Origin of the sequence: Pedobacter sp. R20-19 (genome assembly GCF_000708265.2) — a bacterium.
In the GTDB taxonomy this organism is placed as follows: domain Bacteria; phylum Bacteroidota; class Bacteroidia; order Sphingobacteriales; family Sphingobacteriaceae; genus Pedobacter.
In genome coordinates, this window is record NZ_JCKI01000001.1 from 359,655 (window position 1) to 384,856 (window position 25,202).

Sequence of the window (25,202 nt, forward strand, 5' to 3'; positions counted from 1 at the left end):
GACTATTTACTTATTAAAAGCATTCCAACCTTGTGCTTTCAACTCATGCACATTATTTGATTTTGAAACCATTTTGCAACCAGAATTTTTATCAGTTACGTGACCAATCACCGTGATATCTACATCATGCTTTAATTTTTTATAATCTTCCTGACTAATGGTAAATAGCAATTCATAATCTTCGCCACCACTTAAAGCACAAACCGTTGGATCAATTCCCAACTCACGGGCGGTTTCATAAGTCATCGGATCTAAAGGAATTTTATCTTCGTAAATGGTAATGCCTTTATCACTTTCTGTAGCCAGGTGCAAAATTTCTGAAGCTAAGCCATCAGAAACATCGATCATTGAAGTGGGTTTTATATCCATATCTTCCAATAATGCTACAATATCCATCCGGGCTTCAGGTTTCAATTGCCGCTCAATAATATAATCCTTTCCTTCTAAATCTGGTTGAATTTGTGGGTTTTCCAGGTAAATCAATTTTTCCCTTTCAAGAATTTGAAGACCAACATAAGCGCCACCCAAATCGCCTGAAACACAAAGCAAATCATTTTCCTGTGCACCATTTCTGTAAGTCACTTTATCCGCATCAGCATAGCCAATACTCGTAATGCTAATCACCAGGCCTTGCTTACTGGCAGAAGTGTCTCCACCAATTAAATCAATATTAAACTTATTGCAGGCAAGCTCAATTCCTTTATAAATTTCTTCTACGGCTTCCAATGGAAATTTACTGGATAAGCCCAGTGAAACTGTAATCTGACTGGCTTTTCCATTCATAGCATAAATATCACTCAGGTTTACCTGAACAGCTTTATAGCCTAAATGCATCAAAGGCACATAAGCCAAATCAAAATGGATTCCTTCTAAAAGTAAATCAGTAGAAACTAGAGTTTGTTTTCCCTTTGCATCTAAAACGGCAGCATCATCACCAACACCTTTTACTGAAAAATCATTTCTGATTTTAAAATTTGTAGTCAGGTGTTTGATCAAACCAAATTCACCTAATTCATTAATATCTGTACGCTCTTTATTTTCAAACATAAATTATATTTTAATTATCGTCCTGCTGAACTTGTTTCAGCATCTTAATTATGATACAAGCACCTGAAAACAGTTCAGGATGTCGAATCGATTTTATTTATTTCCATCCAATTCTTTCCTTCTGTAAATCTGGCAATTAACATAGCTGCAACATTATCGCCGGTAGCATTTAATAATGTAGCCATCGGATCTACCAAAGTACCAATAATCATGGCTGGTGGAAGTGCTTCAGGTGGCAATTGATAAGCAGAAATCATTAATAACTCACCAATATAGCCTCCATTTGGAATCCCACCTTCTACAATACTGACTAAAACGGTAATACCCAAGGCTAAAATTATCGTATCAACATGAACTAAATCTTTACCAAAAATAGCAAAAACAACCGCTATTTTTATAATTGAACTGATGCTTGAACCATCCTTATGCAAGGTTGAACCGAGTGGAATCGTCACATTGGCAATATAAGCCGGAACGCCGATTCTTATTGTGCCCTCTAGATTTGCCGGAATAGTGGCAATGCTGCTGCAGGTACCAATTGAGGTTAGTGAAGGCACAATATTATTTTTCCAGAATATTTTTATGGCTTTAAAACCCCCGGCTATAAAAGCATATAGAGTAAAAAATACAATGAAATAAAATGCACCTACACCATAATATAAACCTAAAGCCTTTGCATAAGTTCCAAAAAGTTGAGGTCCAAAAACACCAACCTGATAAGCAAAATAGGCTCCTAAACCAATTGGACCTAATTTCATAATCAGGATAATCAATTTCTTCATCACTTCATTCCCTGAAACCAGGAAATTTTTAAATCCCTCGCCCTCTTTACCAGAATATAAGGTAGAAAAGCCCACCAATACAGAAAATATGATCATTGCAAGCATGTTCTTTCTGCTTCCAATTTCAAAAAATTCTCCAACGGTTAACAATTGAGTCATTTGTTCTCCAAAGGATTGAATCTTCTCTGTTTCAGTAGGTAGTGGATTATTTCCTAAGGCCTGATGAATGGGAAAAAGCCGTGTTGCTATCAGAGTTACTACTGCAGAAATCAATATGGTTGAAAGAAAAACCAGCACCATAATGGTTAATAACTTACCCAGTTTCTTTGTACGATCAATATTGGCAATGGCTGATGAAACGGCAAAAAATACCAATGGAATAACTGCAGTAAACAATAAGTTTAAAAATATATCACCAATTGGTTTAATACTTTCAACTTGTTTCCCAAAAATTAAGCCTACAATGCTCCCTGCAGTTATCCCTGCTAAAAGCCATAAAAGGTCAGCGTAATTTTTAAGAATGTTTTTTACTTTCATTTTTACCTTTACGTCATTGCGAGGTACGAAGCAATCTATTAATTGAGATTGCTTCGTACCTCGCAATGACGATTTTTTTTACAATCCCAACTCTGCAGAAATATCCAACATTCTTTGAATCGGTTTACGCGCTTTTTCTATAATATGCTCTGGAACAGTCACTTCAGGCGAAGCATTTTTTAAACATAAGTACAGTTTCTCCAAAGTATTTCTTTTCATGTATGGGCAATCATTACAAGCACAACTATTATTAGGTGGTGCCGGAATAAATGTTTTATACGGACAAGCTTTTTCCATTTGGTGAATAATGCCGCTTTCTGTAGCTACAATAAATTCAGTTGCCGGATTAGCAATGGCATATTTTAAAAGTCCGGTTGTAGAACCAATATAATCTGCCATTCTTAAAACAGGCTCTTCACACTCTGGATGGGCAATAAACTTTGCATTCGGATGGCGTTCTTTTAATTTGGTTATTTTTTCCTGAGAAAATATTTCATGCACCATACAAGCACCATTCCAAAGCACTAAATCCCTCCCTGTTTTTTTAGCTACATAAGCACCTAAATTTCTGTCCGGCCCGAAAATTATTTTCTGATCTTTAGGTAAACTTTCTACAATCTGAACGGCATTTGTAGAGGTACAAACAATATCACTTAGTGCCTTTAACTCTGCTGTGCAATTCACATAGGTTATCACTAAATGATCAGGATATTTCTCCTTAAATTTTTTGAATAAATGGGGAGGGCAGCTGTCGGCCAGTGAGCAACCTGCTTTAACATCAGGTAGTAAAACCTTTTTTGAGGGAGATAATATTTTGGCAGTTTCGGCCATAAAATGTACTCCAGCAAATACAATCACTTCTGCATCTGTTTTTGCAGCTTCCTGAGATAAACCCAAACTATCGCCAATATAATCTGCAATATCCTGTATATCAGGTTCTTGATAATAATGTGCTAATATAATTGCATTTTTCTCTTTCTTCAATTCTTCAATTTCAGCAAAAAGATCTAGCGTAGGATCAATTTCTTCTTCTACAAAACCTTTTTTGTTGATTTCTTCTAAGACATCTATGCTCATTTTTAAATTTTCCTTTTTTGAATTTTGACGTTGGTCAAAGATAAAGCTTTCCACGTCTCAATAATTAATAAGTTATTTTAAATAAATAAATCTTGTTTGTTTATTAGTGTGTTAGTATTGTTGGCAAGTTTAGAAAATTCATTCGTTAATGTAAGTTGTTAATCGTTTACTAACATTTAGATTACTTTTTTGTAATATGATAAGATTGATTTTCAGCACTATCGAAAAATGCGTTAAATGTTATCAATATTGGAATGTTAATTGTTTATAAGTGTGAAAAAGTTAATTACTTCTGTAAATGTGCTTAAAAATTGGGCAAAAGATTGTGGCAAATTGTCTTTTTAGAGTAGCTTTAAACATTCAAATTTATTTGTTAGCATTATTTATACATAAAGCTAACAGTTGTTCTATAGTTATCAACACAGTTGATAAAGTAAATGTTTTATAAATGAGAAAAGTAGATTTTCTGGTAATTGGTTCAGGTATAGCGGGTTTAAGTTTTGCACTTAAAGCTGCAAAATTTGGTAAGGTTTTAATCATAACTAAATCAAATGAGGATGAATCCAATACTAAATACGCTCAGGGTGGGGTAGCTGTAGTGGTAGATAAAGGTGATTCTTTTGACAAACATATCCAGGATACACTCATTGCTGGTGATGGTTTATGTGATGAAAAAATTGTGGAAATCGTTGTAAAAGAGGGGCCTCAGCGCATTCAGGAGATTATTGACTATGGGATAAATTTCGATAAAGACAACTCTGGTTTTTACGATTTAGCTAAAGAGGGTGGTCACTCCGAACACCGTGTTTTGCACTATAAAGATATCACCGGATATGAGATTGAGCGTGTGTTACTAAATGAAATACATGACAATTCCAATATAGAGATATTAACACATTACTTTGCATTGGAGTTAATTACTCAGCATCACTTAGGTGAGTTTGTGGATAAACGTACTGAAGATATTAACTGTTATGGCGTATATGCCTTTAACACAGAGCTTAACGATGTGGAAAAGATTGTGGCAAACGTTACGGTAATGGCATCTGGTGGTGCTGGTCATGTATATTCAGCAACCACTAATCCAGTAATTGCAACGGGTGATGGGATGGCGATGGTTTACCGGGCAAAAGGAAAAGTGAGGAATATGGAATTTATTCAGTTCCATCCAACCGCTTTATACCATCCTGGAGAGTATCCTTCATTTTTAATTTCTGAAGCAGTTCGTGGTTTTGGTGGTGTATTGCGACGTAAAAATGGTGAAGAATTTATGCATGAATATGACGAACGTAAATCATTAGCACCTCGTGATATTGTAGCCAGGGCAGTAGATAATGAAATGAAAAAATCTGGAGATGATTTTGTTTATTTAGACATTACCATGCGTAATAAGGCTGATATTTTAAAGCATTTTCCTAATATATATGCCAAGTGTTTATCTATTGGAATAGATATGACTAAAGATTATATCCCAGTTACACCAGCTTCTCATTATATGTGCGGTGGTATTTTGGTTGATGAATACGGACGCTCATCCATTAAAAATCTTTATGCCTGTGGTGAGTGTTCTTCTACTGGTTTACATGGTGCCAATAGGTTAGCATCTAACTCTTTATTAGAAGCTACAGTATTTGCACACCGCATTTTCCAGGATGCAATAGAGAATTTTAAAAATAACGTTATTCCCGAGCATATTCCAGAATGGGATTCAAAAGGTGTTACGCAAATTAATGAAGATATCCTGGTGACCCATAACCTTAGAGAGTTGCAGAAAATTATGGGTGATTATGTTGGTATTGTCCGTTCTGATTTTCGTCTAGAACGAGCACACCGTCGTTTATTCTTAATATATCAGGAAACTGAAGAATTTTATAAAAGAAATAAAGTTTCTGTTAAACTGTGTGAATTAAGAAATGTAATTCAAACCGCTTATATCGTTATTAAATCAGCTATGCAGCGAAAGGAGAGTAGGGGATTGCATTTTACCACCGATTATCCGAACCATGCTGATGAATTAGTGGATACTGTGTTTTAGTTTGTTAGCTTCTGCTTTTTTAGTTGTTTGCAAGCATAAAAGTCAATATATTTTATTGCACAAATGAAAAGCTTTAGGCTATTATTATAATTACCAAAAAACTAAACATCAAACTAACTAAAAATTAAACTATGCCTTTAATTCTTCCAGTAAAAGATAAATATCCGGTAATAGGACAAGATAATTTCATAGCAGAGAATGCAACCATTGTAGGTGATGTTGTGATTGGAGATCATTGTTCAGTATGGTTTAATGCCGTCATTAGAGGCGATGTAAATGCCATTACCATAGGCAATGAATCAAACATTCAGGACGGTGCTGTTATTCATGCTACTTTTTTAAAAGCTTCTACACATATTGGTAACCGCGTTTCTGTGGGACACAATGCCATTGTACATGGTTGTACTATTCAGGATCATGTATTAATAGGCATGGGGGCTATTGTAATGGATTATGCTATAGTAGAATCATATTGCATTATAGCGGCTGGTTCAGTGGTTTTAGAAAATACCATTTGTGAAGGTGGTTATCTCTATGCAGGAACACCTGTTAAAAAGATAAAGCCCATTACCGAAGAGCAAAGGGCTTTACTAAATAAATTACCTGATAACTATATCATGTATTCGAGTTGGTTTACCAATCCATAGCTATTCTTTAGGAGGGGGTGGGATGGTTAAGTTATCTACCCTTTCCCAATTTGCCCTGAGTGATTTTTCATCAGGGGAATACCAGATTTTTTCTGGTTGTGTACCAGCTTTTATATTTCCAGTATCCCAGATGCCGTTTTTATTCTCATCATAAACTACCCGGATAAAGTATTTTCCAGCCGGATAATTGGCAAAGTTAACGGTACTATTTTTTGAGACGATATAAGCCTTAATTATATTTTTCTTTTCATCAATAAATTCTACAATATAACTTTTTGTGGTATCAGGTACTGTAATATTTAAGGCTAAAGTTCCATAACTATCAATGGTTTCTAATTTGAAACTTTTATTGATTTCCTTATTCTTAGCATTAAATATAGCTGTAAAGGCACCAGGTGCAAACTTTATATCATAGGTTCGTTTGTTGCGCCAACTGTATTTGATATAGTATTTTAAAAAGTCTACACTATCTTTAATCAGTTCAAAATTTGTTCTTTTAACTGAATCCTCTAATAAGGTGATTTTAGAAGGATCTGCGCTATTAACAGGGAAATTAAATGTTAATGTATATCGTTGATAGGGATTAAGCTTTCCAGAAGTAATGTTATCTGTTATGGTTAAATCCCTAGTGTAATTATCTTTCTTTCCACGGTTAAAATTAACCATTTGAAGCACTTTTCCCTGATCTTGAATAGCCAGTTTAACAGAATCAAAGCTTAGATCTGTAAGCCAGATTTTAGCAGTATCATTCATTTTGCTGAACAATATTTTCTTTCCTACATCAACTGCAGTTGGTTCCATTACCGTTATTTTTGGAGCCTTTAACTGTTGATTAAAGATTAAGGATATACTTCCATCATTATTTAATTTTCTATCTAAAATTCTAAATTCAGGTGCAAGTTCCTTAAATACCTGGAGATTTACATTTTCTATATTTTTATCAATAACCAGTGGTTCTTTGATATAACCCACTTCATCAGAAAGTTGTTGATATATTTTATCCCCTCCACCTTCACTTTCTTTTAATGCATATACTTTATAAGTGCCTTTACGTAAGTTGTTCAATTTATAATTTCCGGAGCTATCCGTAAGTGTATAAATGGATGCTCTTTTTTTTCCAAATAAGGTATCTCGTTCAACAGGTAAAATAAAAACTACTGCATCTTTTTCTAAAACTCCTGTTAAGGCATTACTTACTTTGCCACTTAATGATAATGAATCTATTTCTGAACCGGTTGAAAAAACATAAGATAGATTTTTGATAATATTATTTTCATTGATATCCGCTACTGACTTTCCAAAATTTAAGGTATAAGTGGTATTTTTCTCTAATGAGTCCTGTAGCTCAACTTCGAGAATTCTTTTTCTTGCTTTTAAGATAGGTGGACGTTCCTGATCAGGAGAAATAGAAAATTCTTTAAACTCATTATTTAATTTAATAAATTCATCAAATTCAATTACAATTTTTTTAGCATTAAAATTTCTGGTCAAATCTTTAGGCGTCATGTTTAGAACCTTGGGAGGTTTCGTATCTTTTGGACCACCTTGTGGAGTTTGCATACTTGCACAGCCAAATAATAACAGCATGACCACTATAAGTATTATGTTTTTAATGTTCAAATATTGATCTTTTATATTTGGCATGTTTTAAGCGATATAACGTATTTAATGTTGTTTTTGAATATTATGATTAAAAATTCTTTTTAATTGCTTATATCCTTTAATTTTAAGTCAATTTTATTTTATTTAAAACGCTGATTATCAACTATTTATTAATATAAACCATTAAAACTGAGATATCTGAAGGTGAAACACCAGAAATTCGGGATGCCTGACCTAAAGTACGCGGTTTGATCTTAAATAATTTTTCGCGAGCTTCTTTTGAAATGGAAACTATTTTATTATAGTCGAAATCAGGTTTGATTTCTTTGTCTTCCATCTTCAACATTTTGGCTACTATTTCATTTTCTTTTTCAAAATAACTTTCATATTTAATTTTAATCTCAGCTTGTTCAATTGTTTCATTATCTAAATCCTTCGTATTTTCTGCAAGTGGTTTACTTACTTTTATTAAATCTTGTAAACCTACATGAGGCCTGCCAACCAAACTGTGAATTTTTACATTTTGGTTAAGCGAGCTAGATCCCAGACTTTCAAGCATTGGATTAGCATCAACCATTTCTATACCCTGGCTCTTTGTAAATTTTACTAATGCATCTGCAGCAGCAACTTTCTGATTAACTTTTTCAAAACGCTCATCGGAAATTAGTCCCAATTGATGGCCAATAGGAGAGAGGCGAATATCAGCATTATCTTGTCTTAGCAATAAACGATGTTCAGCTCTTGAAGTAAACATTCGATATGGTTCTTCTGTTCCTTTAGTAACCAAATCATCAATTAAAACACCAATATAACTATCCGATCTTTTCATGATCAATTCATGCTTATCATTAATTTTTTGATGTGCATTAATCCCGGCCATGAAACCCTGACATGCTGCTTCTTCATAACCAGTAGTTCCATTTATCTGTCCGGCTAGAAATAAGTTACCAATTAGCTTTGTTTCTAAAGTTAAAGACAATTGAGTAGGTGGGAAAAAATCATATTCAATGGCATAACCTGGTCTGAACATTTTAGCATTTTCAAAGCCAGGGATTAATCTAAGTGCTCGTTGTTGCACATCTTCAGGCAATGAAGTTGAAAAACCATTTACATAAATTTCACAGGTATTCCATCCCTCTGGCTCTACAAATATTTGGTGTCTGTCACGTTCAGCAAAGCGATTAATTTTATCTTCAATAGATGGACAATATCTCGGACCTAAGCCTTTAATTCTACCAGTAAACATGGGTGATCTTTCGAAACCTTCTTTTAAGGTTTCATGAACTTCACTATTAGTATAAGTGATCCAGCAGCATCTTTGATCTTTCGAAACTTCAGTGTCTGTGAAAGAAAATTTTCCTGGATTTTCATCGCCCCATTGTTCTTCCATTTTGGAATAATCCAGACTTCTTCCATCAACACGGGGTGGGGTACCAGTTTTCATTCTTCCAGCCTCCATACCTATTTCTACCAATTGCTCAGTGATTCCAGTTGATGCTCTTTCTGCTGTTCTACCTCCTCCAAATTTTTTCTCTCCGATGTGCATTACGCCATTAAGAAAAGTACCATTAGTTAATACAACAGCTTTACTTTCTATTTCAATACCTAATGAAGTTTTTATGCCATACACTGTATTATCATTAACCAAAAGACCCACCACATTATCTTGCCACATATCAACGTTTGGCGTTCTTTCTAATGCTAGTCTCCATTCCTCTGCAAAGCGCATTCTATCAATTTGCGCTCTTGGACTCCACATTGCAGGGCCTTTAGATTTATTTAGCATTCTAAATTGAATAGTAGATTTATCAGATATAATTCCTGAATATCCACCCATAGCATCTACCTCACGAACAATCTGTCCCTTTGCTACACCACCCATTGCAGGGTTACAACTCATCTGGGCAATAGTACCCATATTCATTGTAATTAATAAAACAGATGATCCTAAATTAGCAGCAGCGGCAGCGGCTTCACAGCCAGCATGTCCTGCTCCAACAACAATCAAATCGTATTTTGAAAACATTTTATTTGTATTTCTATAATTGTTCCACGTGAAACAATTTAATTTTAAACTTTAATAGGTGAATGAATATCCTATTAATAATATTGAATGTTCCACGTGAAACATTCTAGGTTGTATTTCAATGATAGCCATATAGTCTATTCTGAAAGTTCTAACCAACGCATGGTATAATCATCCAATAATAGTTTTAATTTTTCAATCTCCTCAGAGATTTCGTGAATCTTATTATAATCAGTTGCTTCTATCTTTAATAATTTATCAGTTAACTCTGCTATTTTATTCTCTGTGTTAGCCATTCCTTTTTCACTCTCATCAAGCTCTTTTTGCTCTTTAAAACTAAGCTTCTTTGAAGTTTTGATTGGAATCTGTTCTACGGCTGGAGCAATTGTTTTCTTCTGTTCTAATTTGACTTTTGGTTGATCTAAGCTTAAGCGGTATTCAGAATAATTACCATTATAAATCTTAACCACACCTTCACCTTCCATGATAAATAACTGGTCACTCATTTTATCTAGCAGATATCGATCATGAGAAACTAACATTAAGATGCCTGGAAAATTCTCTAAAAATTCTTCTAATACATTTAAGGTATCAATATCTAAATCATTTGTCGGCTCATCCAGAATTAAAAAGTTAGGATTTTGCATCAACACTTTCATAAGGTTTAAACGTTTCTTTTCACCTCCGCTTAACTTCTCTACCATGCCATGTTGTTTTTTTGGCGGGAAGAGGAAAAGCGTTAATAGGGCAGAAGCAGTGATGACAGAACCATCAGCCATCTTAATATATTCGGCATCGGATTTAACAATATCAATTACCCTTTCTTTTGGGTCGAAGGTTAAACCACCTTGTTTATAATAACCGAAAACTGTGGTTTCGCCAGTATCAACATTTCCAGCATCAGGGGTTAATTGACTGGTAATTATGTTTAGCAGGGTAGATTTTCCTGTTCCATTTTTACCGGCAAGACCAATTCTATCTCCTTTTTTAAAGGTATAACTAAAATCATTAATGATAGGTCTTCCATCAAATGATTTAGCGATATGATCTACCTCAATAATTTTCCCTCCTTGGCGAGACATCTTCATTTGCAAGTTAATACTCTGATTATCAGACTTTTTCTTCGATTTTTCTTCTAAATCGTAAAAAGCATTGATTCTGGCATTAGATTTCGTTCCACGAGCTTGTGGCATGCGTCTCATCCACTCCAATTCTTTCTTTAATAGCTGTTGGTTCTTGTGTAAAACAGTCGCGTCTAAAGCTTCTCTTTCAGATTTCTTCTCTAAAAAGTAAGCATAGTTTCCATTATAATTGAAAATCTTACCTCTATCCAGTTCAACAATTGTATTGCAAACATTATCTAGAAAGTATCGATCATGCGTTACTAATAAAATTGTTTTCTGCCCGGTTGTTAAAAGTTTCTCTAGCCATTCAATAGTATCAATATCCAAATGGTTGGTGGGCTCATCTAAAACTAATATCTCAGGATCCTCAATTAACAATTTAGCTAAAGCCAAACGTTTCTTCTGTCCGCCAGAAAGCGTCGCAATTTTCTGTTGCAAATGAGTGATTCCCATTCTGTTTAAAATGGTTTTGATCTCATGCTCATATTCCCAGGCATTGTGTTCACTGAGTTCTTCGTATAAGCGGTTCAGTGTCTTTTCATCAGGATTCGGATTTTCAATTAATTCTTCATATTCTTTGATCAACTGTTGTTGCTTATTTTCTAAGGAAAAAATATGATCACTGATGGAATAACCTTCTGTAAACTGAGGCTCCTGATCTAGGAAGCCAATTTTAACAGCTTTATTTTTTACTATTTTACCTTCGAGCGGAGGAAACCTTTCTGCTAGTAATTTTAAAAGTGTACTCTTACCAGCACCATTAATTCCAACCAACGCTACACGCTGGCCAGAGTTAATACCCAAGGTTAAATTTTTAAATAGCCATTCATCATGATAACCATGACCTAAGCCTTCTGCCGCAATTAGTGTGCTCAATTTTTTTGTATTTCGGATTTATAAAGGAAAATTAGTGCAAAAGTAAGGATAAAATAATTGGTAGGGTATAAAGATGTTTCAAAGTAGCTATGTATCAGTTAAAAATGGCAGAATATTGATATGTTGTTAAGCAGAGATCAGTAGATAATAAAATCTTATGAACGAAAACAGCGGCTGGACTCGCTCCGCCGCTGCTTCTATCATTAACTAAAACTAAACTATATTTTTATGATGAATGAACCGTATTTTCAAATCATCAGGATGTTTTTCTATCAATAAGACTAACGCATGCCCGAAAAGTTGCAGGCATAAATGCGCTATTATACCAGTATATATTAATCATCGACGAACGCCATTAAGTAATAGACGAACAGGTAAGAAAGAACGGGATTGACTTAATTGATTATTATAGAAGTTAACTATTGGATTTTAAAAAGAAAAAGCAGAAATTGATAAATTCCAATCAAAATGATATGTCTGAATTTAAGCGACGCGATTTCCTAAAGTTATCTACGCTGTCTACATTGCCATTGATTGCATCATCAATGTCTTTAGATGCATTCAGTAGAGAAACCAGTCAGGCTTCAAAAGATAGTGAAGCAGTATATTTCATCAATGATGGAATTTTTTATCGCCCTGAAGACTTTATACAAAAGCTTCAGGAAATAAATAAACTAAACGCGATAGAAAGAGATAGTTACGGAGAGGGTGCTACTTTAGAAAAGTTATTAAATAAGTTTAAAGATATAACCGGGAAAGAGTCGGCTGTTTATCTTCCAACTGGAACAATGGCCAATCAATTGGCTATAAGTGTTTTATGTGGACGCAATACGAAAGCTTTTGTTCAGGAAACAAGCCATGTTTATCGTGATGAAGCAGATGCTGCACAAACATTGTATAATAAAAGATTAATTCCGCTTGCTCCTGGCAAAACCTATTTTACTTTAGATGAATTGAAGGAATCAGTTAATTATCATAAAGAAAACGAAGCTTTTGTTGGTGCTGTTGGAGCGGTTTCAATAGAAACACCAGTAAGAAGAACATTTAATCAAGCTTTTCCTTTGAGTGAAATAAAGAGGATTTCAGCATGGTGTAAGGAGCAAGGCTATAAGATGCATTTAGATGGTGCCCGCTTGCATATGGCTACGGCTTTCGCCCATTCCACCGTTAAAGAATACGCTTCTTATTTTGATACGGTTTATATGTGCTTATATAAATATCTGGGCGCTACAGGTGGCGCCGTTTTATGTGGCGATAAAGCGGTTATTGATCAAATGTATCATCTGATTAAAATACATGGAGGAGGTATTTTTACCAATTGGCCAAGTGCAGCAATGGCATTACATCATTTAAACAGTATTGATGAAGTCATGAATAATGTAATGACTAAAGCAAGTGATTTTATGCTACAGATGAAGCAACTGAATGGGTTAACATTTATTCCGTTTGAAAATGGTACGAACCAGTTTAATGTTGCGGTAGATAAAGCCATTGATGCTCAAAAACTTAATGCTAGATTAAGAGCTGAACACAACATTATTTTCGGTCAGCCTCATGAGGATAGCTTTGTGAAGGTAAAAATGAACCCAACATTGTTGCGAAGAGATAATAAGAAGATTTTCGATGCATTTAAAGAAGCCTTGGCTTTCGCGAAAATTTAATTATAGTATAATTCCAGATTCGCTTCTGTAACTAAGGTATTCATCTTCTTTTTGTGTCATCAAGGTTTTAGCAACTTTACTTTTATCTTTGTAACCCAATAAATGCAATGTTCCGTGAATCATGATGCGGCATACCTCATCAAAATCATTTGTTTTAAAGGTTTTTGCATTTTCTTTAACCCGTTCTATGCTGATAAAAATGTCACTTACAATCTGTTTTTCTTCCTCCGAGTTATCAAAGGTGATAATATCTGTATAGGTATCGTGATTAAGATATTGCTGATTAATACCCAGCAAGTATTCATCGCTACAAAAAATGAAGTTGAGTTCTTGCAATTTAAAACCTTCCTTTTCAATAGTGGCTTTAATCCATTTTTTGATCTTCAGTTTTTGTGGTAAATTATAATGAATGGATTCTGTAAAGAATGATATTGCAGGCATTTTGAATTATTTAAGACTGCAAATTTAAGAAAATATTGTAGGAGTGAGGGGATGAAGAGTATTCTATTTAAAGTTCAAAAGGATTTGCAAATTTTAATCCTTTAATTCTATTAAAATCTTTAGCATTTCTACTCAGTAGCGTAAAGTTATTTACCATTGCTGTGGCGGCAATGATTGCATCAGGTAGTTTTATGGTATATTCTTTACGGATTTCTATCGTCTTACCTTTGACGTCATTATATAATTCATAAACAAAAGAGTCATTTATAAAATTATTTAAAACTAAAATATCGTTTTCTGTTGCAGATTTCCAGCAACGAAGTTCTATTTCTGTAATTGCAGAAATAGCTGGTCTTGAAATTGATAAAATTTCATCAATAAATTTTTCAGCAGGAAGCGATAATTGTTGTTGCAGATAATAAATAACAGTATTGGTGTCCCAAAGAAAATTTACTCCCATTCGTTTCGTAAATTATTTAACTGGTTATCAACCTCATCTTTACTTTGAGGAACCATACTACCTTTATATTTTTTTACTAAATCTTCGGAAGACAAATTTTCCTGCTGATTATCTCTTCGTAAACGGATAACCTTAAGTAGCTCTAAATCTTTTAATAAATTTAAAGCATTATCATCTAGAATATCTAAAGTTACTGTTCTCATTTAACAAATATAATAAAAAATAAGCTGTGAATTTGTGGCCAAATCTATTGTACCATATTCAATGATTTTAAATATTCAGTAATTTTATTTTTATAGTAGTAGTTCAAGCTTGGTGGCAGTTTTTGCAACATATCGCTTCCGTTTTGTTGTTGCTTTTTATATTGATCGAGCATTTTCTGGTAGGAAGGTGGAAACTCTTTTGCAGCTTTGCTTTCGCGTTTGGAATCCTCTTCCTGATCGCGTTCTGCTTTTTCTGCATTTAATAGCTTGGTTAACAGTTCTTTCTGCCTGTTCAGGGTTTCCTGTTGAAGGCGTTTATTAACCAGATCGCTTTCCGTTTGTTTCATTTCCTTAATGGCTTCATTAAGATTACCCATTTTACCAGAACCATCCTTATTTTCTTCGCGATTAATCTTTTCCAGTGCCTGGCGAATCATCTGTTGTTGTTGGGCCATTTTTCCAAATTCCTGGCTCATCTGTCCTTTGCCAACTGTGCCCTGGTTTCCGCCAGCCTTTTGCATCTGTTCCTTAGCTTTCTGCATGCTTTTGTTTAATTGTTCCTGCATCTGCGAAAGCTGTTTCATCCCTTGCTTTTGCTTTTTACCACTTCCACCTTTTGAATTTTTCTGCATATTCTGCAACTGATTCAAAGCTTCGCTCAACATCAAACTTAAATTATTGATAGAAGTCATGGTAAATTGCTGGTAACGGTTCGCTTCAGGTGTACTTCGTTCGCCCAAGCGCTCTAAACTTTTATCAAGGTTAAAATTAATCTTATTCATTTCCTCATTCACTGTCGATTCAATTTGAGGAACACGTTTGCTTAAGGCATATAAGCTATCTGCGATGGTTTTGAGATTGTCTTTGATGTTCCGTTGTTTCTGAACATTGGTGATGTAAGCTGGATCTGCCGCCGTCATTTTCTTCAACGTGAGCATTACCTTTTCCTGCTCGAAGGAGGTATTCAATAAATTTTCTAGTAATCGGCGTAACTCTTTAGCATTCAGGTTATTTTCTTGTTCTTCTCCCTGCTGCTGCATGTCGTTCATTTTTTTGGAAAGTTTTTCCATTTGCTCGCTGGCTTTTTGTTGCTTCTGACTGGCACTTTTTGAGTCTTTCTTTTCTAAAGCATCCTTGCTGTCCTGCTGTTCTTTTTGAATCTCCTGTACATCTTTCTCCGGGTTTTCGAAGGGATTTGGCTTTTCTAAACTTTGATTTTTTTCTTCCAGTTTTTTTAAGTCATCCTTTAAGTCCTTCATTTCCTTATTTAAGGCTTCCTGTTTTTGTTTCAGCGATTCCTGATCCTGTTTTTTATCTGCAGTTTGCTTCGCTAAGTCTTTTTGTTCTTTGGCCAGCTCATTTAAACGATCAATATCATTTTGAAGATTCTGTTCAAATTCCAGTTGTTTGTAGAGCTCCAGGATTCTATCCAATTCATTTTTGATGGTTTTATTGTCCAGCTGCATTTTCGAAAGTTCGTTTTGCGTTTGGTCTTTATTTTTCTCATTCATCAGGTTTTGCAGTTTCTGCAAAAGTTCTTTGGTTTTATCATCAAGCACATTATCAAATAAGTCTTTTATTTGTTTCTGCTTTTCCAGTAATTCTTCAGTTTGCTTTTGATCTTCCTGTTGCTGAATGTTTTGATCATTCTGGGCTTTAATCTCTTTTACGGCTTCATCCAGTTGTTTCTGTTTATCCAGTAAAGCTTCAATTTGCTTTTTATCTTCAAAGGAAATCTGTTTTTTATCAATCAGGCTTTCAGCAACCTTTTTACTCTCTTTTTCAATAGTGTTGGCTAAACGAATGGCCGATTGCATTTTTTGTTTCAAGGCATTGTTACTTGCATTAACCTGCTCTGCTGTTTCACCTTTTGTGGCTTGCTTGAAGGTTTTGATTTCAGAACGGGTTGTTTTTGCACCATTCACGCCATCATTATCAGCAACTTCAAAATAATATTCAATTTGTTGCCCTGGCTTGGCAGCAACTACTTTTAGATCCCAGAAATAGAAAAATGTATTTTCAGTGGTGTTCGCTTTTATCGCAATATTTTTGATTACTGTACTAATTATTTTATTGTTTTCTTTGATGTTGTATTTAAAACTTAAACGGCTAAATCCGTAATCATCAGTAACTTGACCGCTGAAATATAAAGCTTTATTACTGACCGAATCTGGTTTCTCTTCTACCTGAATAGCAGGTAATTGATCTTTCACTACAGTAATCTGATGAGAAAGTGAATCTTTTAAGGTAACAAATTCATTTGTTGGTGTGATGCTGTATCTGGCGTTATTTTTAAGGGTTGTTTGATAAATGGACAGGTTATTTTCAACTTTCAAAACATGCTCTGTATCATTCAATTTAAAGATCAGTGAATTGCTTTGTCCGGTTTTAAAGGCCCATGTTACACGCGTGCCTTCGGGAAGAAGTAAGTCGCCGACATTGGAGACCATCTCTGTTTTTTTGCCCAAATAGGAAGGGAAATTTAAAGTGGCTGTAGCATTTAGTAATTCGGGGCGGGGTTTCACGGTAATGGCAAATGCGGAGGAACTAAAACCACCACCCTTAAAAATTAGTTTTTTATCACTTTGTATATTTTTGATATTGTATTTGAATCTGGTGATATTGTCTTTTTCCAATTTATAAGTATTCTTGCCATCTTCCACATATACTTCGGCGGGCAACTCATCACCATCCAATTTTAAATCAATGGTCATGTCATCGCCCTGGGTAACGGTTAAATTACGGTTTAGAATGGTAAAGGTGAAGGGCGCTTTCGGAGCAATATATTCATCATATTTAAAAAAACTATTCGTGCCTTCACGGAGAATTGCAGGTGCAATAAGTCCAATCAGCAAAATGATTAATAAGGGAATGAAGAGGTATTTCAGGTATTTACGATTGTCATTTATTCTAACGGCAGTATAGAAAGGAACAGGTTTTAATTCCATAATTTTTTGATCTATACTGGCCATGATCAATCGATTATCTGGCAATTGCTCAGAGAGTTTATGAAGTTGTAAAGTGTTTAAAAGTTTATCGCTGATGTCATGAAAATGATCACCAATAATAATAGATGCTTCATCAAAAGAAAGATGCTTACCCAATTTAAGCATAGAAAGGATCGGTTTGATGATTAAAGAACCAATCAAAATCATACCGATGAACACGTATGCAAAAAACAAGAAAGTTTTAAAACCTGCAGAAGGATGGAGGTAATACAAACTCAAAAATAGCAGCAAATACAAGCCTAAAAGGATTGCCGTGGTATAGATGCTTCCCCGTAAAATCTTATTTAGGTAAAATTTATGGATAAACTCCTCTATCTTCTTCAGTAAATCGTTGTAGTTATTGCTCACCATATCAACGTAAATGTAAAAATTGTTCCCATCAATTTAATATAAACTTGCAAGGTTTTTAGCTCGTTACAGGTTTTGCCTACGATAGTTAATATAAAGGTTACATAGATTTTAAATGAGTGTAGAGGTAAAAATCTACTTTTGGATTTTGTATATTAAGCCTGGATATGAAGCGAATCATTATTTCAACAGTTATGGTATTGGTATTTACCACATCGTTTGCCCAAAAGTTTAACTGGAATAAAAACCAGGTCATCGCCCATCGTGGGGCCTGGAAGAAGAATAATTTTCCTCAAAATTCAATCGCCTCTTTAAATGAAGCCATTAAACTGGGTTGTTATGGTTCTGAATTTGATGTATGGATGACAGCGGATCATATTCTCGTGATTAATCATGATCCGGAGTTTCAAGGTCTCACGATTGAAAAGGTTAAATATGAGGAACTGCTCACCAAAGCTATGAGCAATGGTGAGAAAATCCCAACATTAGAAGATTACCTGAAAGCAGGGATGAAACAACGCAGAACGAAACTAATCCTCGAAATCAAACCTTCTTTAATTAGCAAAGACCGTGGTATCGATGTAACCAATAAATGTGTTGAAATGGTTAAAAAAGTTGGTGCTGTAGCATGGACTGAATACATCAGCTTTGATTACGATTATTGCAAACGTATTTTAGAACTAGTGCCAAATGCGAAGGTGGCCTACCTGAAAGGGGATGTCAGCGCAGCACAAATGAAAGCAGACCATTTAACTGGTGTAGATTATTATTACAGCATTTACCAGAAAGAGGGATGGATTGAAAATGCCCATCAGCTAGGCTTAACCGTAAATGCATGGACAGTAAATACGGCGCCTGAAATCCAATGGTTACTGGCCCATCAGGTTGATTATATTACCACAAACGAACCTGAATTAACTTTTGAGGAATTGAAGAAAACACCTTCTGCTTTAGGATGGACATTGAAATGGGCAGATGAATTTTACGAAACAGGTCTTCCGCTAAGTAAAAACTGGTCGTACGATGTAGGCGGAAAAGGCTGGGGTAATAATGAATTGCAGTACTATACCGAAGCCGACTCAACAAACGCACAGGTAAAGAAGGGAAACCTGAATATTACCGCTGTTAAAGCCGATAAAGAGGGCAATCACTATACTTCGGCAAGGCTGGTGAGTAAAAATAAATTCGATTTTAAATACGGAAGGGTAGAAGTAAGGGCAATGTTACCTAAGGGAAGAGGCTTATGGCCGGCAATCTGGGCATTGCCTACCGACTGGAAATACGGTGACTGGCCTAAAAGCGGTGAAATTGATATCATGGAACATGTAGGTTATGAACCTGATAGTATATATGGGACCGTTCATACAGCGAAATTTAACCATACGATTCATACGCAAGTGGGGAAGGGTGTTAAAATCAATCCTTATGATACTTATCATGTTTATGCTATTGAATGGTATAAAGACCGCATAGATTTTTTTGTGGATGACCAAAAATACCTGACCTTCAAAAACACAGGGAAGGGTGCGCCGGAATGGCCGTTTGATCAGAATTTTCACCTTATTTTAAATATGGCTATTGGTGGTAACTGGGGCGGTAAAAATGGTGTTGATGATTCAATTTTCCCGGCAACAATGAAAGTGGATTATGTAAGGGTTTACCAGAAATAATGTTAAGCCATCAACTGTAAACTGAACATGTGAACTAAATTATGGATTCACGGAGAGAATTTCTTAAAAAAGCTGCACTATTTGCAGGTGCAACAGGTGCAGCCCATACCTTCCCGGCAACGGTGCTAAAAGCGATGGCGATAGATCCAGAACTAGGCACTACTTTTCAGGATGCAGAGCACATCGTATTTCTGATGCAGGAAAACCGATCTTTCGACCACATGTTTGGCAAAATGAAGGGCGTACGGGGCTTCAATGACCCACATCCGCATATTCAGCCAGATGGGAATAAAGTTTGGCTTCAGAAGGATGGGCAAGGTTATACTTATGCACCTTTTCATGTTGATATTAACAAGACCAAAATTACCTGGCAGGGCGGATTACCGCATTCCTGGAATGATCAGGTTGCTGCCAGAAACGGTGGAAGATACGATAAATGGGTACCAGTAAAATCAGCCATGTCTTTAGCTTATTACGATCGGAATGATATTCCTTTTTATTACGCCCTGGCAGATGCTTTTACCATTTGTGACCAGCATTTTTGCTCATCATTAACCGGAACCACACCAAACAGGCTCTTCTTTTTCACCGGAACGGTGCGTGGGGAGAAAAGTGCAAATGAAATTGCAGTAGTCAATAACGACCAGGCCGAATCACAGAACAACGTTTTTGTAGACTGGCCTACCTTTCAGGAGACTCTGGAAGATAACGGCATTGATTGGCGTATTTACCAGAATGAATTGTGGACATCAAAATTGCCTGAAGGTGAAATTGATGACTGGTTGGGGAATTATGGTGATAATCCGGTTGAGTATGTTTCCCGTCACCAGGTTAAACTTTCTGCATATTTCAGAAAGAACGGGGATCATACCGTTAAGCCTCCTTTAAGTGCTAAAGAAGTTCAGGCAAAATATGATCAGTTATCCCAAAGGGAAAAGAACTTGATTGATAAGGCTTTTCAGACCAATATCAGTCAGAAAGATTATTTAGATCTGGCACCTTTTACCTTTACTAATGACGAGGGAAAATCAGAAACCATTAATATCCCAAAAGGAGATATTTTTCATCAGTTCAGACAAGATGTAGATCAGGGAAAATTACCTACAGTATCCTGGCTCGTGGCACCACAACGTTTTTCTGACCATACCAGTTCGCCGCTTTATGGAACCTGGTATGTGAGTGAAGCCCTGAATATTCTGACTAAAAATCCGGAAGTATGGAAGAAAACCATCTTCATTTTAACTTATGATGAAAATGATGGCTATTTTGATCATCAGCCGCCATTTGTGGTACCAAATCCAAATGATGCGTCTTCAGGAAAGGCATCTGCCGGAATCAATTATGCTACTGATTTTGAAGCAAGAAAGGGGAGTCCGATTGGTTTGGGCTATAGGGTACCCCTGGTGGTTGCATCGCCCTGGAGCAAGGGAGGTTTCGTAAATTCACAGGTATTTGATCATACATCATCATTGATGTTTATGGAGAAATGGCTGAGCAAGAAAACAGGGAAGAAGATTAAGAGCAATAACATCAGTGATTGGAGAAGAAATATTTGTGGTGATTTAATATCTGCTTTCAGGCCTTTCCATGGAGAAGAAATTAAAAAGCCGGAGCCTTTAAATCGCGAAAGCGTAGTCACCAATATCAATAATGCTAAGAACAAGCCACCTCAGGCTGGGCCGAGCGCATTAAATAAGATTGAGGTTGATAAAATAAATAGGTTTGAAGCATTCTCTCCTCAAACATCTGTACATGCTCCAAAACAGGAAAACGGAACTAAACCTGCCTGCGCATTACCCTATCAATTAATGGTTGATGCTCATGTTGTAAATAATGAAGTATACATTACTTTCCAATCTGAAAAAACACTTTTCGGAAGCGAAATTGAAACGGTAGGAGCTCCCTTCGCCATGAATACCAACTCAAAATTTAAAGGAGTTGTTGGGAAAACCTGGGCATATGCGGTAAAACCAGGCGATGCGCTTACGGAAAAGATTGGTATAGATGATTTTGATAATGAAATCTATGATTTCAGGATTACAGGACCAAATGGCTTTTACAGGCATTTTACAGGCAATAAAAAAAATCCGCAATTGTTGATACAGGCAAAGCCGGAACAAGTTGGTTTAGTGCGTAAGAAGCTTAGTGGAAATTTAATATTCTCCATTGAAAATAAGGGTACAGCTGCCATTACTATTCAAATTATTGACCATAAATATGGAGCAGCACCACGAAATCTGCAGTCAAAGCCTAAATCAATCAATAGCGTGGTACTGAGTTTATCTAAAAATGCAAATTGGTACGATTTCAGCATCATCCAAACAGGGAATGGAATATTTGAACACCGTTATGCGGGCAAAATAGAAACCGGAGCAGTAACCACAACTGATCCTTTTATGGGGAATGTAGTGTAGGAGTAATCGTTATAGGATGCTTCATACAAGACGAAGGGCCTTAGAACCCCTATCCGCCTATCTTCACCTTTCCCCTGAAAGGGAAAGGGCTAAGAAAAAGAGCGTAAAAAATCGCTAATTTGTTCTCCCAGCAAGGCAGTTCTTGCTAATTAAAAAGTAATTGGTAGTTCAACCTGTGTTCTATCCCAGGCAGCAACTAATGTAGCACCTTGTTGAAGTGGATTAAAAGTTAAGGAGAAATATTCGATTGGCTTGTTTAAGGTTTTAATTGGAACATCAATACGAACGATATCCATAGATTGATTATAGGTAAAAGCACCCCACTTATCGACTTGTTTATTGATGATGATGGTCCATTTATCTTTATTCGGTATAGCAAATAAACTATAAGTACCAGCCTTAATTTTTTTACCACCAACAGTTACTTTCTTAAAGAAATGAATTTCTGTACTTTCATTTGCGCCAAAACGCCAAACTTTACCATATTGCTCTAACACGCCAAAAATATCACGACCTTTTTTCTGCGGACGTGAATAAATTATTTTAATAACGGGTTTTAAGTTTTCTCCTTCTTTAGCTTTCGGCGTATTGATGGGAAAATAAAGAATATCTGCCGGACTTGGATCGGCGATAGGAAATTTTACCTCTTCAGGTAAATTTTCCTGAGCTTTTGCACTAAAGCACAACAAAGCGAAAACAATAACAAAAATATTTCTCATTTGCTTTGAGTTCATTTTAATTCAAAAGGGTGATGAAGATTTAGTATTAGTATTTTCTTCCTTTAACAATGGCATTTAAAAATAATCCGGCTGTTAATAAACCTAAAACGCCACCTAATAACGCGAAGATGTAATTTTGAGTAATGATCGCGCCAGTTAAAACTCCGAAGATTAAACCTAGTGCGTAATATAACCAGTTGAAATTATTGCTGCTGTTTTCTTGTAAGCTCATGTTTTAAATATTTGGAGGCAAAGTTAGTATTTATTTTAAATTATAATTTGTGATTAGCTTTCAATTTTTTAATAAAGGATTCAAATTTTCATTCGAAGGCAACATATATGAAACATTTTAAATTGATGTATACCCAATTTAATTATGGAAGCTAAAATTTAAGGCGTTTGTATAAAGCACTAACAATTTTATATACCATCAGGTTCTATCTTGAACAATAAATTTCTCAATGAATACAATACCCTTTTAACATTAAAATAAGTTTTTATCAGACTAATGTAAAAGAAGTACAAAAACATTTGCATATTAATCAAACGATTGATTAATTTTGCGGCAGAATAAGAAATGAAAGCAGAAAAAATAGATAAAAAACAGGCCATTCTGGATGCCGCTGAAAAGCTGTTTTGCGAAACAGGTTATGAGGGTACTTCCACCCGCCAGATTTCAAAGGAATCGGGTGCCAATATGGCGATGATTAATTATTATTTCGGTTCTAAAGAGGGTGTTTTTATTGAGATTATGAATGGCAGAATAGCCAGTTTTGGATCTCAGTTAAAAATCATTAACGAAGATAAAATATCATCACTTGAAAAGTTGCATAAAATAATTGAGGGTTATGTAAACAGGATTTTAAGTAATCCTGCCTTTCATAAAATGATGCACAGAGAATTGTCACTAACGCAGCGACCTGAAATGTATGATAAAATTAAAGATGCCATGAGCCAGAATATGCAAATCATGGATCGCATTATCGCCGATGGAATCGAAGATGGTAGTTTTAATCAGGTTGATGCAAGAATGGTTATAGCAACCATTATGGGTACGATTACAAACATTGTGATATCTCCACATAAAGTTATGCCATGCTCCACCTTTGATTTAAATAATCCGAAGGATAAAAAAAATATTAAAGAACGTACCATCACTTACTTACAAGATCTCTTAACCGTTTATTTAACAACAAAAAAATGATACCCAAATCCCTTAAATTACTGCTTGCGGCATCATTAATTCCAGTGGCTTTATTTGCACAAAGTACAAAGGAATTAAACATCAATCAGGCAATTGAACTTGGCATAGCCAATAGTAAAAACTTAAAATTATCTCAAAATAAAATAGATCAGGCTGTAGCACAGCTTGAAGTGGTTAAAGATAACGCGCTACCATCGGCAAATGTGAACTTCATCTATAATCACGCCGAAATTCCTACTACAACTTTTACCTTGCCTGGTGGTGGGTCTTCTTTGCACTTACCTAGCAGAGCTGATGCCTTTGTTGGAACTGCAGCCGTACAGGAATTGGTATATGGTGGGGGTAAGCTTAAATACGCAAAAGAATCAACAAAATTACTGGCTGATGTAGCCCGCTTAGATGCCGATAAAAATAAGGAGGAAATTACTTATGCGGTAATCAATACCTATTATGCATTATACAAAGTAGCACAAAGTAAAAAAGTTATTGATCAGAATTTAGAGTCGATTGCGGCGCAAATTAAACAAGCACAACGTTTTTTTGAGCAAGGTATCGTAACTAAAAATGATGTACTGCGTTTCCAGTTGCAACAGGCTAACGTAACCCTTAACCAAATGGATATAGAAAGCAATCGCAAAATCATCAATTATAACCTGGATATTCTTCTTGGTTTACCTGAAGATACTCAAATTAATATTGCAGATCCGAGCTTAGGCTTGAAATCTGTTGGTTCTTTAAATGAATATATTGCTCAGGCAATGACAAATCGCCAGGAGTTAAAACAACTTGATGTGCAAAACAAGGTTGCTGACTATAATATCAAAACGGTTAAAGCCAATACTTTACCTACGGTAGCGGTTGGAGCAAACTTATATTATATTAATCCAAGTGGTAGTTTTATTCCTCCGGTTAACCAATATTTAATGCCGGTAACTGTTGGTGCTACTGTTTCATGGAATATTGGCAGCCTTTGGACAAATAAAAATAAAGTGAGTGAGGCTAAAATTGAACAAAGTGCCATTACTGTTCAAAAGGACATTCTAACAGATCAGGTTAAAACAGATATTAATAAAAACTTTCAAACTTATCAGGTTGCTGTAAATAAAATTCAGGTTTTGGAAACTTCCATCGCTCAGGCTACAGAAAACGACAAGTTACTGGCATCAAAATATAAAAACAATGTAGCCTCTGTTACGGATAGGATTGATGCGGAAACACTTTTATATCAGGCAAAGATCAATTTAGAAATCGCTAAAGCTGATGCAGGTTTGGCTTACTACACATTATTAAAATCAACTGGAAAAATAACGCAATAAATACA

At 35.4% G+C, this 25,202-nt stretch carries 19 protein-coding genes; 7 read left to right on the forward strand and 12 right to left on the reverse strand.

Annotated elements, in window-relative coordinates; all coding sequences use genetic code 11:
* Positions 1 to 6: 6 nt before the first annotated feature.
* The 3 genes from thiL to nadA all read right to left on the reverse strand — a co-directional run bounded on the left by thiL (position 7) and on the right by nadA (position 3,485).
* Positions 7 to 1,047 carry a thiamine-phosphate kinase gene (gene thiL / locus AN34_RS01595; protein WP_029281588.1) on the reverse strand — a complete coding sequence of 347 codons (1,041 nt, stop codon included), beginning with the start codon at positions 1,045 to 1,047 and terminating at the stop codon, positions 7 to 9.
* A gap of 74 nt (positions 1,048 to 1,121) precedes the next feature.
* On the reverse strand, positions 1,122 to 2,366 hold the full coding sequence (locus AN34_RS01600; protein ID WP_029281590.1) for a dicarboxylate/amino acid:cation symporter: 1,245 nt from the start codon (positions 2,364 to 2,366) through the stop codon (positions 1,122 to 1,124).
* A gap of 78 nt (positions 2,367 to 2,444) precedes the next feature.
* Complete coding sequence (nadA, locus tag AN34_RS01605) at positions 2,445 to 3,485, reverse strand: quinolinate synthase NadA (RefSeq protein WP_369818076.1); 1,041 nt, start codon at positions 3,483 to 3,485, stop codon at positions 2,445 to 2,447.
* A gap of 406 nt (positions 3,486 to 3,891) precedes the next feature.
* Between nadA and nadB the strand changes: the two genes are divergently transcribed.
* Both nadB and AN34_RS01615 read left to right on the forward strand, forming a co-directional pair.
* Positions 3,892 to 5,478 carry an L-aspartate oxidase gene (gene nadB, locus AN34_RS01610; protein ID WP_029281596.1) on the forward strand — a complete coding sequence of 529 codons (1,587 nt, stop codon included), beginning with the start codon at positions 3,892 to 3,894 and terminating at the stop codon, positions 5,476 to 5,478.
* 131 nt (positions 5,479 to 5,609) lie between these two features.
* Positions 5,610 to 6,125: a gamma carbonic anhydrase family protein gene (locus tag AN34_RS01615; RefSeq protein ID WP_029281599.1), complete on the forward strand. Its 516-nt coding sequence runs from the start codon at positions 5,610 to 5,612 to the stop codon at positions 6,123 to 6,125.
* Here the strand turns inward: AN34_RS01615 and AN34_RS01620 are convergent, their stop codons facing one another.
* From AN34_RS01620 to AN34_RS01630, 3 genes are all read right to left on the reverse strand, one after another.
* Positions 6,126 to 7,769, reverse strand: coding sequence for an Ig-like domain-containing protein (locus AN34_RS01620; protein WP_029281602.1), 1,644 nt, complete (start codon positions 7,767 to 7,769; stop codon positions 6,126 to 6,128).
* 121 nt (positions 7,770 to 7,890) lie between these two features.
* A complete protein-coding gene (gene mnmG, locus AN34_RS01625) occupies positions 7,891 to 9,753 on the reverse strand; it encodes a tRNA uridine-5-carboxymethylaminomethyl(34) synthesis enzyme MnmG (RefSeq protein ID WP_029281604.1) in 1,863 nt (620 codons plus the stop codon).
* A 137-nt stretch (positions 9,754 to 9,890) separates the two neighbouring features.
* Positions 9,891 to 11,753: an ABC-F family ATP-binding cassette domain-containing protein gene (locus tag AN34_RS01630; protein ID WP_029281606.1), complete on the reverse strand. Its 1,863-nt coding sequence runs from the start codon at positions 11,751 to 11,753 to the stop codon at positions 9,891 to 9,893.
* Between the two features lie 473 nt (positions 11,754 to 12,226).
* On the opposite strand from AN34_RS01630, the gene AN34_RS01635 reads away from it, so the two are divergent.
* Positions 12,227 to 13,414: a low specificity L-threonine aldolase gene (locus AN34_RS01635; protein WP_029281608.1), complete on the forward strand. Its 1,188-nt coding sequence runs from the start codon at positions 12,227 to 12,229 to the stop codon at positions 13,412 to 13,414.
* Here AN34_RS01635 and ybeY read toward each other — a convergent pair whose 3' ends face one another.
* The 4 genes from ybeY to AN34_RS01655 all read right to left on the reverse strand — a co-directional run bounded on the left by ybeY (position 13,415) and on the right by AN34_RS01655 (position 17,877).
* Positions 13,415 to 13,855 (reverse strand): rRNA maturation RNase YbeY, encoded by a 441-nt coding sequence (ybeY, locus tag AN34_RS01640; RefSeq protein ID WP_029281609.1) that lies wholly within the window; start codon positions 13,853 to 13,855, stop codon positions 13,415 to 13,417.
* A 67-nt stretch (positions 13,856 to 13,922) separates the two neighbouring features.
* Positions 13,923 to 14,315: a type II toxin-antitoxin system VapC family toxin gene (locus tag AN34_RS01645; RefSeq protein WP_029281611.1), complete on the reverse strand. Its 393-nt coding sequence runs from the start codon at positions 14,313 to 14,315 to the stop codon at positions 13,923 to 13,925.
* A complete protein-coding gene (locus AN34_RS01650) occupies positions 14,306 to 14,518 on the reverse strand; it encodes a hypothetical protein (protein ID WP_029281613.1) in 213 nt (70 codons plus the stop codon). Before AN34_RS01650 ends, AN34_RS01645 begins: the two co-directional genes overlap by 10 nt.
* A gap of 44 nt (positions 14,519 to 14,562) precedes the next feature.
* Positions 14,563 to 17,877, reverse strand: a complete 3,315-nt coding sequence (locus AN34_RS01655) for a DUF4175 family protein (protein ID WP_029281615.1) — start codon at positions 17,875 to 17,877, stop codon at positions 14,563 to 14,565.
* A gap of 164 nt (positions 17,878 to 18,041) precedes the next feature.
* Here AN34_RS01655 and AN34_RS01660 point away from each other — a divergent pair, with 164 nt between their 5' ends.
* Together AN34_RS01660 and AN34_RS01665 are read left to right on the forward strand one after the other, a co-directional pair.
* Positions 18,042 to 19,544 carry a family 16 glycosylhydrolase gene (locus tag AN34_RS01660; protein ID WP_029281617.1) on the forward strand — a complete coding sequence of 501 codons (1,503 nt, stop codon included), beginning with the start codon at positions 18,042 to 18,044 and terminating at the stop codon, positions 19,542 to 19,544.
* 41 nt (positions 19,545 to 19,585) lie between these two features.
* Positions 19,586 to 21,958 carry a phosphocholine-specific phospholipase C gene (locus tag AN34_RS01665; protein WP_029281619.1) on the forward strand — a complete coding sequence of 791 codons (2,373 nt, stop codon included), beginning with the start codon at positions 19,586 to 19,588 and terminating at the stop codon, positions 21,956 to 21,958.
* A gap of 149 nt (positions 21,959 to 22,107) precedes the next feature.
* Here AN34_RS01665 and AN34_RS01670 read toward each other — a convergent pair whose 3' ends face one another.
* A complete protein-coding gene (locus tag AN34_RS01670; protein WP_029281621.1) occupies positions 22,108 to 22,677 on the reverse strand; it encodes a DUF2911 domain-containing protein in 570 nt (189 codons plus the stop codon).
* Positions 22,678 to 22,723: 46 nt separating this feature from the next.
* Positions 22,724 to 22,909 carry a hypothetical protein gene (locus tag AN34_RS01675; protein ID WP_029281623.1) on the reverse strand — a complete coding sequence of 62 codons (186 nt, stop codon included), beginning with the start codon at positions 22,907 to 22,909 and terminating at the stop codon, positions 22,724 to 22,726.
* A gap of 345 nt (positions 22,910 to 23,254) precedes the next feature.
* Between AN34_RS01675 and AN34_RS01680 the strand changes: the two genes are divergently transcribed.
* Together AN34_RS01680 and AN34_RS01685 are read left to right on the forward strand one after the other, a co-directional pair.
* Positions 23,255 to 23,881 (forward strand): TetR/AcrR family transcriptional regulator, encoded by a 627-nt coding sequence (locus AN34_RS01680; protein ID WP_029281625.1) that lies wholly within the window; start codon positions 23,255 to 23,257, stop codon positions 23,879 to 23,881.
* Positions 23,878 to 25,197, forward strand: coding sequence for a TolC family protein (locus AN34_RS01685; RefSeq protein ID WP_029281627.1), 1,320 nt, complete (start codon positions 23,878 to 23,880; stop codon positions 25,195 to 25,197). The genes AN34_RS01680 and AN34_RS01685 overlap by 4 nt, the downstream gene beginning before the upstream one ends.
* Positions 25,198 to 25,202: the final 5 nt, after the last annotated feature.